Source organism: Pedobacter sp. BS3 (assembly GCF_008274585.1).
Lineage (GTDB): Bacteria > Bacteroidota > Bacteroidia > Sphingobacteriales > Sphingobacteriaceae > Hufsiella_A.
This window is the reverse complement of the sequence record NZ_VTRT01000002.1, coordinates 129,700-142,191: the sequence shown is the minus strand read 5'-3', so window position 1 is coordinate 142,191 and position 12,492 is coordinate 129,700. Positions and strand designations below refer to the sequence as shown.

Genomic DNA, 12,492 nt, shown 5'->3' with positions numbered 1-12,492 from the left:
ACCGTTTACGGGTAAATTGAAAGTAAAATTCTTAATACGTAACAATAACATCATCGTAATTTAACGTAAGTCTCCTATCTTAGCAACAGGAGCTATTAATTTATAACCAACTATTTCTATTTTCATGGATACCAGAAGAGAATTTCTACGAAAGTCAATATTGCTTTCGGGAGCAACAGGCCTTGTTACAGTAATGCCTGCTTCCATTCAAAAGGCATTAGCCATTGACCCTGAACCGGGCAGCACTTACTTAGATGCCGAGCACATCGTGATCCTTATGCAGGAAAACCGGTCATTTGACCATGCCTTCGGAACATTGTCCGGCGTACGCGGGTTTAATGATCCGCGGGTTGTAACCTTACCAGATAAAAAGCCTGTTTGGTTTCAAACCGATGCCCTGGGCAAGACCTATGCACCATTCCGGCTCAATATTAAAGACAGTAAAGTTACCTGGATGGGCTCATTGCCGCACAGCCGGCATAGCCAGGTAGACGCTTATAATGCCGGCAAATACGATAAATGGCTGATAGCCAAACGCTCCGGTAATAAAAAGTATGCACAAATGCCGCTCACCCTTGGGTATTATATCCGTGAAGATATTCCATTTAATTATGCTTTGGCCGATGCCTTCACCATCTGCGATCAGAACTTTTGTTCGGGCATGACCAGCACTACACCAAACCGCTCATTCTTCTGGAGCGGAAGGATCACCGATACGGTTAACGGTATCCCAAAGGCTAATATCCGCAACCAGGATTTTGCTTTTGCCAAGCAGCCCTGGAGATCATTTCCCGAATTGCTGGAAGAAAACAATATCGGCTGGAAATTCTACCAGAATGAATTAAGCTGTGGAGCTGGTTTTAAAGGCGAAGAACGTTCATGGCTGGGAAACTTTGGTTGTAACGTACTGGAGTTCTTTGCTGCTTATAATGTTAAATTCCGCGACCGGTATATAGAAAGTCTGCAAAAACAAATAGATACGCTGCCCGGCGAGATTGATAAATTGAATGAGGCAAGCCCTTCGAGCGAAACCGCTTCCCGGCGTATCCAGGCGGCGATCAGAGATAAACAGGCTGCTCTTGACCGTGCACAGGCCGAACTGGCGCAATGGAATAAAGCTAATTTTGAAAAACTAAGTGCAAAAGATAAAAGCCTGTACCAACGGGCGTTTGTAACCAATCAGGCCGATCCCCATTACAGGAGTCTTGATAAGCTAAAATATAACGATAAAGGTGAAGAACGCGAAGTATCCATCCCTAAAGGCGATTTGCTATACCAGTTCAGGCAGGATGTAAATAATGGTAAGCTGCCAACTGTTTCATGGCTGGCCGGCCCGCAAAACTTCTCAGACCATCCCAGCGCACCCTGGTATGGCGCCTGGTACGTATCAGAAGTGCTGGATATTTTGACCAAAAACCCGGAAGTATGGAAAAAGACCATCTTCATAGTAACTTATGATGAAAACGACGGTTATTACGACCATATACCGCCATTCTCTATTCCAGATAATAACAAGCCCGAAACCGGGAAATGCTCTGCCGGTATCGACACCGAGATCGAGCATATCCGTTTAGAGCATGAGCTCAAGCACGGTGTTCCTAAAAAAGAGGCACGCGAAGCTCCTATAGGTTTAGGATTCCGCGTTCCGATGCTCATTGCGTCGCCCTGGAGCCGGGGAGGAAAGGTATGCTCGCAGGTTTTTGATCATACCTCAACGCTTCAGTTCCTGGAAACGTTTCTTACCAAAAAGTATAAGAAGAACATACGTATAGATAATATCAGCGAATGGCGAAGAACCATCTGCGGCGATTTGACCGCTGCCTTTGCACCGTTTGATCCCAAGGACAAACCGCTGCCTTTTTTAGACCGGAATAAAACGGTAGAAACGATCTATAACGCAAAATTTAAGCAGGAGCCTAATAATTTTAAAGCCTTATCCGATGCCGAGATCCGGCAGGTGATTGCAGGCAGGCAGTTAGATGCGTTTAAATCGGTGCAGGAGCCGGGCAACCGTAAATCGTGTGCGTTGCCTTATCAGTTAGATACGCCCGGATCTTTGCAGGCAAACAAACGTGATTTCGGTATTACCATGCGTGCCGGGAAGGAGGTGTTCGGTTCCCGTGCAGCCGGATCGCCGTTTACCGTATATGCACCGGTAGAATATACCGAGCAAGATAAAACCGATGTGTGCCGTAATTGGTCGTTCGCGGTTAAGGCTGGCGATGAGATCAGCTATAACTGGCCGGTAAATGCATTTAAAGATGGCCGTTATCATTTGCGTTTGCATGGGCCAAACGGTTTTTACCGTGAGTTTATGGGATCGGCAAATGACCCGTTATTATCGGTTTCTGTACAGCCCGAATTGAACCGTTTAACAAAGAAACCAACCGGCAACGCAAAAGTAACCCTGAGTAATACTGGCAACACGCCGCTTGCGGTTACCTTGAATAACGTGAATTACAAAAAGCAACAGCAGCGTAAAACAATAGCGGCCAAAACGTCAGAAAGTGTGATCCTGAACTTAGCCGATACACACGGATGGTATGATTTTGAGATCAGGGTTGACGATAATAAAACGTATCGCCAGCAACTAGCCGGCCGTATAGAAACCGGCTATGATAGCATTACAGATCCATTGATCGGTAACGCCTGATCTAAAGGTTTTACAAGTTTAATGGACGGTATCTTTACCGTTCATTAAACCTGCCGGAGTGTGAACTTATACCCAGCCGCTACACGTTAAAGCGGAAGTGCATAATATCTCCGTCTTCAACTACGTAGGTTTTACCTTCAACATTCAGTTTGCCGGCTTCTTTACAGGCTGCCTCCGAGCCGTACTGAATAAAATCGTTATATTTAATGACTTCGGCACGGATAAACCCCTTTTCAAAATCGGTGTGAATAACACCTGCCGCCTGCGGGGCAGTAAAGCCCTTGGTTATGGTCCAGGCCCGTACCTCCTGCACGCCGGCCGTGAAATAAGTATATAAGTCGAGCAGGCGATAAGCAGCCCGTATCAATTTATTTACACCCGATTCATCCAGTCCCATATCTTCCAGGAATAGCTGGCGTTCCTCATAGCTTTCCAGCTCGGCAATTTCAGATTCTATTTTAGCCGATATAACCAATACCTCGGCTTTTTCGTCCTTAACAGCTTCTTTAACCTGCTCCACATACGCATTGCCGGTATTTACCGCAGCCTCATCAACGTTGCAGACATACATCACCGGTTTAACCGTAAGCAGGTTCAGATCGGCAATGAATTCAAAATCCTCATCAGTGAGTGGGGCCGTGCGGGCCGATCTCCCGGCTTCTAAATGCGTTTTGACCACGCTTAAAATATCAAAAGTCCGCTTAGCTACCTTATCGCCACCGGTTTTAGCCATTTTTTCAACCTTCTGAATACGCTTATCTACCGTGTCGAGGTCTTTAAGCTGTAATTCGGTATCAATAATTTCCTTATCCCGTACCGGGTTAACCGAGCCGTCCACGTGTACCACATTGCCATCGTCAAAACAACGCAGCACGTGGATAATAGCATTGGTAGAGCGGATATTGCCCAGAAACTGGTTCCCTAAACCTTCGCCTTTGCTGGCTCCCTTTACAAGTCCGGCAATATCAACAATTTCAATGGTGTTAGGTACAATCCTGTTGGGTTTTACCAGTTCGGCAAGTTTGGTAAGCCGCTCGTCGGGAACGGTGATTACGCCAACATTAGGCTCAATAGTACAAAACGGAAAATTAGCCGCCTGCGCCTTGGCGTTAGATAAACAATTAAACAGTGTCGATTTGCCGACATTGGGAAGCCCCACGATACCACATTGTAAGCCCATATTTTGATTTACGATTTACGATTTACGATTTTAGCTATCAGCTATCAGCTATTAGCTATTAGCTATCAGCCATCAGCCATCAGCCATCAGCCTCTTTTTCGGGCGCAAAGATAAACAAAATTGCTGCCCTGTTGCTTTGTTAGTATACTCAAATTTGAATAGCAACTATTGGCAGATCAAAAAAATAAAAAATAACTAAAATTCTGTTAACTTCATATTTCAATTAAAAACCTCAATTATGGACACTACTAATGAACAATTAAACGAGCAGGAAAATTTTCCGGTTATGCAATTCAATGAAGAGATCCAGTATTACCTGTTTGAAACTGCTAAATGGGCAAAAATGCTGTCGATATTCGGTTTTATATTTGTAGGCCTTATTGTTTTGCTGGCTTTTAGTATTGGCAGCATTTTCACATTTCTTGGCCGTATCAATCCCGAAATGTCGCGAATGGCGGGGGCAGGTGCAGCAGGCACTGTTATTTACCTGGTTATGGCTGTTATTTACTTTTTTCCTACACTTTACCTGTACCAGTTTGCCGCTAAAGCTAAAGATGGGATAACGTATAATGCGGAAAACCAGTTAACCGAAGCATTCTCCAGGCTGAAATCCTTTTTCAAATTCTGGGGCGTATTTACGCTGGTAATGGTTGTATTTTATATCCTGGTTATTATTATGATGCTGGCTGGAGGTGTAGGTTTGATGAACTCGATGCCCTGAGCAAGGTTGAAGGAGGGAAGGCCGAAGGTGTAGGGTAGAAAGATTAAGAGAGCGCAGCAAAACTCCCGGGTAATTTGGGGTTCGGGTTAAAATTAAAAACCGGTAATTCATTTGTGATCAGGGATATATAAAAATATATTTTCAGGCCGGTTTATAGTTAATATGACACTATTTGATTTTTTCAAATGCGTATTTGCCTTTGATAGAGAAATTCAGGTATCGTCCCTTAGAGCTGGCAGCCATTAATTCCTTGTACGTTTTCTCCGGTACATTTTTGTACTGGTATACCGCTCCCGAAACATACCTGACGGTTAATTCAGATAAATCAGGATTGTATTTAACGGCAGCAACAACAGACGATGGCATATCGCATACCAGGCTAAAATGATGCCAGTTTGATGAATAGTAAAGTGATAGCAGGAGAGAGGCTATACGGTTGGGGACTACCTTTGCGCCCCTGAGCTCAGGGGAGGGAATGCAAATAAAAAAGAGGGTGTCTGAAAGACATCGTCGGGATGACGGAAGCTTTTAGACACCCTCTTACAAGTTCTTTAATACTTATTAAGCTGCCGGCTGAGGTTTGCTTTCAACAAAATCAACTTCAAATACAGCCAACTGATTTAAAATGTTGTAGTGCAAAGTCCCGAAAAAATTAAATATCGGGCCATTGCTGCTTTTTCCTTCTATCTGGATACGTTCTTTAACAATATCCGATTCCCCGATACGCTTGTCGGATAAAATTACATCTTCATCCTTGATAGTAAAATCAGCCTGATCAATTGAAAACTGTTTCAAGATCTCATTAAAGCTTAACGCTTTTAGCAGTACTTCTTTTAGCTTCATAACGCCTGGGTTTTAAATTATTTACTATTAATACCGGAAACGGAAAAAACATTCCCGGTTGACGGTGCAAATTTAAAACCAAAATTGCATAAATAAAACAGTTTGATAATAAATAAGTCTGTTATATGTAAATTTATTAATAAAACGCCAAAATAATTGATAAATAGATTTTTGTGAGAACCCGGGTGTAGCAAAAAAATGCAGACATGTATGCAATAGCACACATTACTGTAACCCATCAACAGATACCGATAATTTACCTTTGGCAGCTACCATAGCAATGATGGCGTTAGGAACCAAAAATACCTTGTCGGGACTTAGCTGCGTTAAGCGCCCGTTTATTTTTACACCGGCAACCGGCTGGTAGTTAGTTAAATATCCCGACAGGGTTTTCTGAGCTTCATTCAACTGTCCGGCAAGAGAGAAGCGGCAATTCTGTTGTATTTTATTGGTGATAATGCCATGTACCAGCCAATCGCCAACTTTAAGCAGTTTGTTTTTAGAATCAAGCACGAAATCTACATTGTCTAAATAAATTTCTTTTTTAACGGCATCGTACCTGGGAATACCTGATAAATAAAATGTGCCGTTCACAGAGCCCGACATGCCCAGTTCAACGATCATCTTATCATCTTTACCCCAGAGGGCCACATTATTTACAACTACATACCTGTTTCCCGACTCAAATTTTTGTCCGGCGAAATTCTTCTGTATCAGCGCAGAAGCATTTTCGTAGGTAATTACGCCGGCCAGGTTGATATTAAAATCATCCGGAAGCCTATCTACCGCTGCCAGTTGAAGCTTACTTTCATCAAAAGCCAGGGTGGGCTTTTCGCCGACAGTAGATTCCATATAGGCTTTCAGCCCCAGGTTTACTACTACTTTTTTGTTGGCAATAGTGGCTTTGGTAGCATATAATTCAACAGGCTGTAAACCGAACCAGGTGTGGTACGTGCTGTCTACTTCAACCGGCTCACTGAGCAGCTTTAGTGCATCTGTTACGTAAGGTTTTATATCCAGCGATTGCGCAATTGCATCGTCAATCATTTTGGCCATCTGGCTTTTAAACAGCACAAGAGCCGGGTTGATCAGGTATGTTATCGGAATATTTCTTCCGGCTACGGAAACCGTGGGACTTTCTGTCCACTGAATATCTTCAATCTGGGTGCTGGTTTGTACTTTCCAGTTATCCAGGCTAACCAGACTGTTCAGTTTTATTCTGCCGTTCAGGTTTAAATCGCGTGTATCGTAAGCGGAAAAACCGAATTTTTCTATCCCGTATCGCACTCGTGTCCATATTTTTAAGGGAAGCTCGATCTCCAGCCGGCCATTTTTCTCGTAAACAACCGCGGGCGCCTGTTTCCATACCTTTAGCATCAGGTTATCGCCATCCAGCGAATTATCCTCGTAAATTAATCCGTTAAGGTATTTATTGGTTTGCGCCTGGATATCGGCTATAGCCACTTCAACCGGCATATTGATGTACGATAGCTGCTTCTGGTACACTACAGGCCCCGTATTATAGCTGGGCGCCGGCTTTAATGCGGCTATTTTGTTCGTAGTGCTACATGCTGTTACAACAAGCAAAATTGCTGTACATGCTCCTGTTAAATAGTTTGGTTTCATTATGTGTATAAGTTAAAATTAAAAAATTAAAAATCCCGAAGGGTTCATTGATGCCTTAAAAATAAAAAACAAAAACACATCAATAATTCAAAAACAGTTAACGCCTTTTGACTTAACTCCATGTGCGCTGGATATTTTTAATTTTGACTGCGTTTAACTTTTAACTTCTTACTTTTAACTTTTTACTTACCCCATGCGTTTAATACCCTTTGTTTTTGCTGCTATAGGTGTTGTTGGCAGTTATTATTTTAAGTTTCTAACGCAAAAACAAAAAACATGGATTAAATTTGCTATAGGCATATTGCTCATTGCGGGCTGGGCCTATTTGCTTGTAGAAGTAATTTAACAGTTATGGATCAATATATTGTTTATGCCTTAGATCATAAGGATGCCCAGGCTCCCGACAGGAGACTGAAAGCCCGTCCGTTACACATGGATAAGCTTAAAGCGCTGAAAGCCAATGGTAACCTGGTTTTTGCCGGCGCCTTGTTGGATAATCACGAGCAGATGATCGGTTCGACGGTAATTGTACAGTTTGAAACACCGGAAGAGTTGAGAGACTGGCTGGAAGCCGAGCCTTATGTATTAATGCGGGTGTGGGATAACATTGAAGTGCATCCGTTAAAATTAGCCGATATTTAAATGGCAGAGCAGGCTGGCCCCATCGGGGTTTTTGACTCAGGCTATGGCGGCCTGACCGTTTTTAAGGAGATCATTAAAGAATTACCCCAATATGATTATATCTACCTGGGCGATAATGCCCGTGTTCCTTACGGGATACGTTCTTTTGAAACTGTATATCAATACACGCTGGAATGTGTAAATCACTTATTTAATAAAGGCTGCCGCCTGATCATACTGGCGTGTAACACCGCTTCGGCCAAGGCATTACGCACCATACAGCAAAAAAATCTTCCGGAGTTTAAGGATGTTCGCCGGGTTTTAGGCGTAATACGACCTACAACGGAGCGGGCCGGTGAATTTACCCGTACGCGGAATATTGGTATCCTGGCCACTAACGGAACGGTTGCATCGCATTCGTACCCGATCGAGATCAACAAGTTTTATCCGGATATACACGTTTTTCAGCAGGCTTGCCCCTTATGGGTTCCGTTGGTAGAAAGCAATGAGCATGAAAGCGATGGGGCTGATTACTTTGTAAAGAAATACCTGGATGAGCTGATGCGGCAATCGCCGGATATCGACACCCTGATACTGGGCTGTACGCATTATCCTTTATTGATCGAAAAGATCAGGAAATATGTTTCGCCGGAGATCCGTATCGTATCACAAGCCGATATTGTGGCTAAAAGCCTGAAGAATTATCTGCATCGGCATCCTGAAATAGATGCCTTATGCAGTAAAAACGGTACTACTGAATTTTTTACCACCGGCTCTGTGGACGATTTCAATGAAAAAGCCAGTATATTTTTTGGTAAAACGGTAACAGCGAAGCATCAATCATTGATAAATGATTAGCTTAATATCAGGCTCGTTGTATCAAACAATATTTATTTGATTATCAGGCAATAAAACAAATTTACCGTATTTTGTATTGTTTGTATTGTGTTATCAAATCAGTATTTTAGTTGCTAAATACCGCGGTTTGAGTAGCGTGAATATAATATATAACGCGTTTTTAATGCTCTTCAGATGTAAACAAATAGCTTAAGCAATTATGGTAATCGATGATTACTTTTCTGAGGTATTCAATGTTTCGCCAGTACCCACGGTGCTTGTGCAGGTAGATTCCCCCCAATTCACTATCATTGATGCGAACAGCGCCTTTGCAGCATTATGCGGAAAGCCGCGGGGTGACTTGCTGCAGCAAAGTTTCCTGAACGGATTTTCTGACCTGGTGACCGGTGATGAAGCAGCCATCCGGGAATCGCTTGAAAAAACAATTCGTAAAAAAGCAGCAGCCAAAACCAGGCTGCAAGAAATGGCTGCGCATACGGAAAGCCGATGCTTTGAGCTCGTTAGCACTCCCATTCTCAATAAAAACCAAACAATTAAGTATATTTTATGCACCCTGCAAAACGCTGACTGTAGTGAAAGCCATACCGTATCACATACGAAATTTACCCGTATAACTGATCTGGAGCACCTGGAACGCATTGTGCTTGAGCTCAATTCACAAAACAATGTCTCTAAAACCGTATTAACCCGTTATATTGAAGGGCTTGAACGCATTTTTCCGGGAATGCAGTGTTCCGTTTTAAAAGTAAACAATGGATATATTAACAACTGGGCTTCTGTATCATTACCTAAAGCCTTTGAAAATAGTATTGATAATATACCCATTGGCGAGCATGCAGGTTCATGTGGAACGGCCGCCTTTCTTAAAAAGCAAGTCATTGTAAGTGATATTGCCACAGATATTCGCTGGGCCCAGTGTAAGCATCTGGCGCTACAACATAATCTGCTTGCCTGCTGGTCTACGCCTGTTATTAATGCTCAGGGCGAAGTAATGGCTACGCTGGCCATGTATTATCAAACTGTAAGAAAACCGGATGAAGATGAATTAAAAGCCATTGACAGAACCGCTGCCATCCTAAAGATCATTCTGGAGAACAGGCAAAATTCAGAATTGCTGAAAGAAACTTCGTTTTTAATGAAGCAGGGGCAGGAGCTGGCACATTTCGGAAATTGGGCTTGGGATATAAAAACCAATGAAGTTACCTGGTCTGATGAGCTTTTTGAGATTTACGGTGTAGACCGGAACACATTTAAGGCCACTTATGAGGGTTACCTCGAACTGCTTCATGCAGACGACCGCCAACGCGTGTCAGGTTATATCACTAAAATACTGAAAGACCACCGGGATGTCGGATTTGAAGAGCGCATTGTTCGCCCGGATGGCAGCATCAGGCATCTTAAATCATGGGGGCGGTTGTTGCTTGATGAACATGGAAAACCAGCCAAAATGATCGGCGCCTGCCTGGATATTACCGAGAGTAAAAAGATACAGGAAAAGTTGCTGGCCAGCGAAACCCGGCTCAGAAACCTGGTAGACGCCCAAACCAATTATGTTATCCGCATGGATCTGACCGGTAATTACACGTATGCCAATAAAAAATACATAGCAGATTTCAGCCGGTTTTTCAATAAGGAGGATTTTACCGGCGTAAACGCGTTGTTAACCATTCTGCCTCATCATCATCAACGGGTAATAGAAACAGTAAATAACTGTGTTGCCAATCCCAATACAGTTTATGAGGTAGAATTGGATAAGATCAAAGACGATGGTATCCGGGCAACCCTGTGGCATTTTATAGGCCTTACCACTCCGGACGGAAAACCATCTGAGATACAATGCATTGGCCTGGATATTTCAGATAAAAAAGAAGCTGAAAATGAGCGGGCAAAAAAAGTACTTGAGCTGGCCGAATCTGAAAAAAGATACAGTGACCTGTTTCACTCAAGTCCGCAACCCATGTGGGTTTACGATCTGGATACGTATATGTTCCTGGATGTTAACACGGCAGCCATCAAGCAATATGGCTATAGCCGTGAAGAATTTCTATCGATGGATGTATTGGCTATCCGGCCTCCCGAAGAGCGGCAGAAGATGTTAGATGCCATCGGGCTTTCTAAAAAGCAGCAATCCGGTATCTTTTATCATGGCGTTTATGTGCATCGTAAAAAAAGTGGAGAGCTGATACACGTTGATATACAAACCAATCCGTTGCCATACAAAGGCAGAAATGCCAGTGTGGTTTTAGCCACTAACATTACAGAACGGTTAAATTATATCCGGGCAATAGAAAAACAGAATGCCAGGTTGCAGGAAATTGGCTGGATACAATCACACGTGGTCAGGGCGCCGCTGGCCAGGATCATGGGCTTGATCGATATTCTCAAAAATTGTCGCGGTACCGATATTAACCAGGATGAATTGCTGCAACATATCCTGGTCTCAGCGCTGGAAATGGATACTATTATTAAAGATATTGTATCCAGGGCCGAGCAAATTGAACTTTACACATCAGATGAACAAGCCTGAACGCGGCTCAAACTGTAAAATTTACGATTGGTAATCCATCATAGGCGATAATCCACTATCTTGGTAGGATGAAACATAACTTACGTTTTTTACGATTATGCCTGTTTTTACTGTTTGTAAACGCAGGTTTTACCGGCCGGGCTGCCCAGATGCCCGGCACAAGGGACGAAGTCCTGATCGAGAAGAATTTTTATATCCTGCATGTGTTAGAAACCGGTGGATATGGAAAAATACTTAACAATGATGCCATTCTTCAGCGCATCAGGTCAGAACAGCTTGACCGTATCCGTCAGGCCATAAAAAATTGCCCTGATGCAGCCTGTTATACCGAAAAAGTGAAGTTTAGTCAGCCCGAAATTGTACAGGCAGGTGATGAGCTTATTAAATTGTATCAAACGCAAAAGTTGTTTAAAACGCTGGTATCAACATTGCGATCAGGCGGATATTACAATAATTATACATCGCTTGCCGATACTGCCTTTTTAAGAAAAGCCTGGTACAACGCAGCCGAAGGGTTAAATAATCTTTTTGATGTGTATGTAAGCGGGAAGAAGCCACGCTATCCGAAAATTGATTCTATTAGCTTTTCGCCGGGCGATAAGCAGTATAGAGAGCAACTGACCGCTTCATTAAAGCAATTGAGCGCCAATAGCGCCGGAACGTTTTATACAGTTCCATTGTTGTTTTCTGTAAAGGTATTACGGTTAAACGATAGGGATGAAGCTGCCCGCTATGAACCGCTTAACGCGGGGTTGAATGAGCAGCCCTGCAAAAAGCTTAAAAGCACAAACTGGAAAAAATATCCATACAGCCTGATCCTGGTTCCGGGACTTGGGCCGGAAGAGCAGGGAGTAAGCCTTGATCCGGGAGGCGCTGTGCGTTGCGATAGTGCAGCAGCACAATACAAAAAAGGCCTGGCTCCGTTTATTGTGGTTTCGGGCGGGCATGTACATCCCAACAAAACACCATTTTGCGAAGCCGTTGAAATGAAAAAATACCTGGTAGATAAACTGCACGTACCCGCCGATGCTGTTTTTATAGAACCTCATGCCCGGCATACCACCACCAATATGCGTAACGTAGGCCGTATGATCTATCGCTTTGGCATTCCTGCCGATAAACCGGTGCTAACAGTGACCGATGTATCACAAAATAATTATATCCTGAAAATGGCAAAACGCGGTGTAAAGGAGCTTGGTTATGTTCCTTACCGGGATTTAAAACAGGTTTCGGCCACTGAGAATGCGTTTTATCCTGTAGTTACCGTATTGCAGGCCAACCCGATAGACCCGTTAGATCCATAGCGGATATGTTCTAATGCCCCCGGTTTGTGTCTTCACGAACCGGTATGGGAAAAGCTTCGTGAAGACACGAAGCTTGGCTTGGAGGCTTTGAAGAAACAACCACTAAGCCGGAGCTTAGCGCCATTGAATTACATAAATAAAAAACGCTGACAAGGTTCA

Annotated in this window: 10 protein-coding genes; 6 read left to right on the top strand and 4 right to left on the bottom strand. The window is 43.3% G+C overall.

Translation table 11 applies throughout. The features are described from left to right. Positions 1 to 124: 124 nt before the first annotated feature. Complete coding sequence (locus FW774_RS06225) at positions 125 to 2,653, top strand: phosphocholine-specific phospholipase C (RefSeq protein ID WP_149347316.1); 2,529 nt, start codon at positions 125 to 127, stop codon at positions 2,651 to 2,653. A gap of 79 nt (positions 2,654 to 2,732) precedes the next feature. On the opposite strand, the gene ychF is transcribed toward FW774_RS06225, so the two are convergent. Then, on the bottom strand, positions 2,733 to 3,833 hold the full coding sequence (ychF, locus tag FW774_RS06220; protein WP_149347315.1) for a redox-regulated ATPase YchF: 1,101 nt from the start codon (positions 3,831 to 3,833) through the stop codon (positions 2,733 to 2,735). A gap of 238 nt (positions 3,834 to 4,071) precedes the next feature. On the opposite strand from ychF, the gene FW774_RS06215 reads away from it, so the two are divergent. Continuing rightward, positions 4,072 to 4,554, top strand: coding sequence for a DUF5362 family protein (locus tag FW774_RS06215; protein WP_149347314.1), 483 nt, complete (start codon positions 4,072 to 4,074; stop codon positions 4,552 to 4,554). A gap of 168 nt (positions 4,555 to 4,722) precedes the next feature. Here FW774_RS06215 and FW774_RS06210 read toward each other — a convergent pair whose 3' ends face one another. From FW774_RS06210 to FW774_RS06200, 3 genes are all read right to left on the bottom strand, one after another. Further along, the gene (locus FW774_RS06210) at positions 4,723 to 4,920 is read right to left on the bottom strand and encodes a KTSC domain-containing protein (RefSeq protein WP_149347313.1); all 198 of its coding nucleotides are present in this window, start codon (positions 4,918 to 4,920) and stop codon (positions 4,723 to 4,725) included. A gap of 195 nt (positions 4,921 to 5,115) precedes the next feature. Then, a complete protein-coding gene (locus FW774_RS06205) occupies positions 5,116 to 5,397 on the bottom strand; it encodes a hypothetical protein (RefSeq protein ID WP_149347312.1) in 282 nt (93 codons plus the stop codon). Positions 5,398 to 5,622: 225 nt separating this feature from the next. Continuing rightward, a complete protein-coding gene (locus FW774_RS06200; protein WP_149347311.1) occupies positions 5,623 to 7,023 on the bottom strand; it encodes a DUF4403 family protein in 1,401 nt (466 codons plus the stop codon). A gap of 351 nt (positions 7,024 to 7,374) precedes the next feature. Here FW774_RS06200 and FW774_RS06195 point away from each other — a divergent pair, with 351 nt between their 5' ends. From FW774_RS06195 to FW774_RS06180, 4 genes are all read left to right on the top strand, one after another. Continuing rightward, complete coding sequence (locus FW774_RS06195) at positions 7,375 to 7,665, top strand: YciI family protein (protein ID WP_149347310.1); 291 nt, start codon at positions 7,375 to 7,377, stop codon at positions 7,663 to 7,665. Next, positions 7,666 to 8,502 carry a glutamate racemase gene (murI, locus tag FW774_RS06190; protein WP_149347309.1) on the top strand — a complete coding sequence of 279 codons (837 nt, stop codon included), beginning with the start codon at positions 7,666 to 7,668 and terminating at the stop codon, positions 8,500 to 8,502. A 199-nt stretch (positions 8,503 to 8,701) separates the two neighbouring features. Next, complete coding sequence (locus tag FW774_RS06185) at positions 8,702 to 11,029, top strand: PAS domain S-box protein (protein ID WP_149347308.1); 2,328 nt, start codon at positions 8,702 to 8,704, stop codon at positions 11,027 to 11,029. A gap of 68 nt (positions 11,030 to 11,097) precedes the next feature. Then, complete coding sequence (locus tag FW774_RS06180) at positions 11,098 to 12,333, top strand: YdcF family protein (RefSeq protein ID WP_149347307.1); 1,236 nt, start codon at positions 11,098 to 11,100, stop codon at positions 12,331 to 12,333. Positions 12,334 to 12,492: the final 159 nt, after the last annotated feature.

What these genes read in the sequence shown, in the direction of transcription:
- FW774_RS06225 (WP_149347316.1), top strand. Translation starts at nt 125, where the DNA reads ATGGATACCAGAAGAGAATTTCTACGAAAGTCAATATTGCTTTCGGGA.
- ychF (WP_149347315.1), bottom strand. Translation starts at nt 3,833, where the DNA reads ATGGGCTTACAATGTGGTATCGTGGGGCTTCCCAATGTCGGCAAATCG.
- FW774_RS06215 (WP_149347314.1), top strand. Translation starts at nt 4,072, where the DNA reads ATGGACACTACTAATGAACAATTAAACGAGCAGGAAAATTTTCCGGTT.
- FW774_RS06210 (WP_149347313.1), bottom strand. Translation starts at nt 4,920, where the DNA reads ATGCCATCGTCTGTTGTTGCTGCCGTTAAATACAATCCTGATTTATCT.
- FW774_RS06205 (WP_149347312.1), bottom strand. Translation starts at nt 5,397, where the DNA reads ATGAAGCTAAAAGAAGTACTGCTAAAAGCGTTAAGCTTTAATGAGATC.
- FW774_RS06200 (WP_149347311.1), bottom strand. Translation starts at nt 7,023, where the DNA reads ATGAAACCAAACTATTTAACAGGAGCATGTACAGCAATTTTGCTTGTT.
- FW774_RS06195 (WP_149347310.1), top strand. Translation starts at nt 7,375, where the DNA reads ATGGATCAATATATTGTTTATGCCTTAGATCATAAGGATGCCCAGGCT.
- murI (WP_149347309.1), top strand. Translation starts at nt 7,666, where the DNA reads ATGGCAGAGCAGGCTGGCCCCATCGGGGTTTTTGACTCAGGCTATGGC.
- FW774_RS06185 (WP_149347308.1), top strand. Translation starts at nt 8,702, where the DNA reads ATGGTAATCGATGATTACTTTTCTGAGGTATTCAATGTTTCGCCAGTA.
- FW774_RS06180 (WP_149347307.1), top strand. Translation starts at nt 11,098, where the DNA reads ATGAAACATAACTTACGTTTTTTACGATTATGCCTGTTTTTACTGTTT.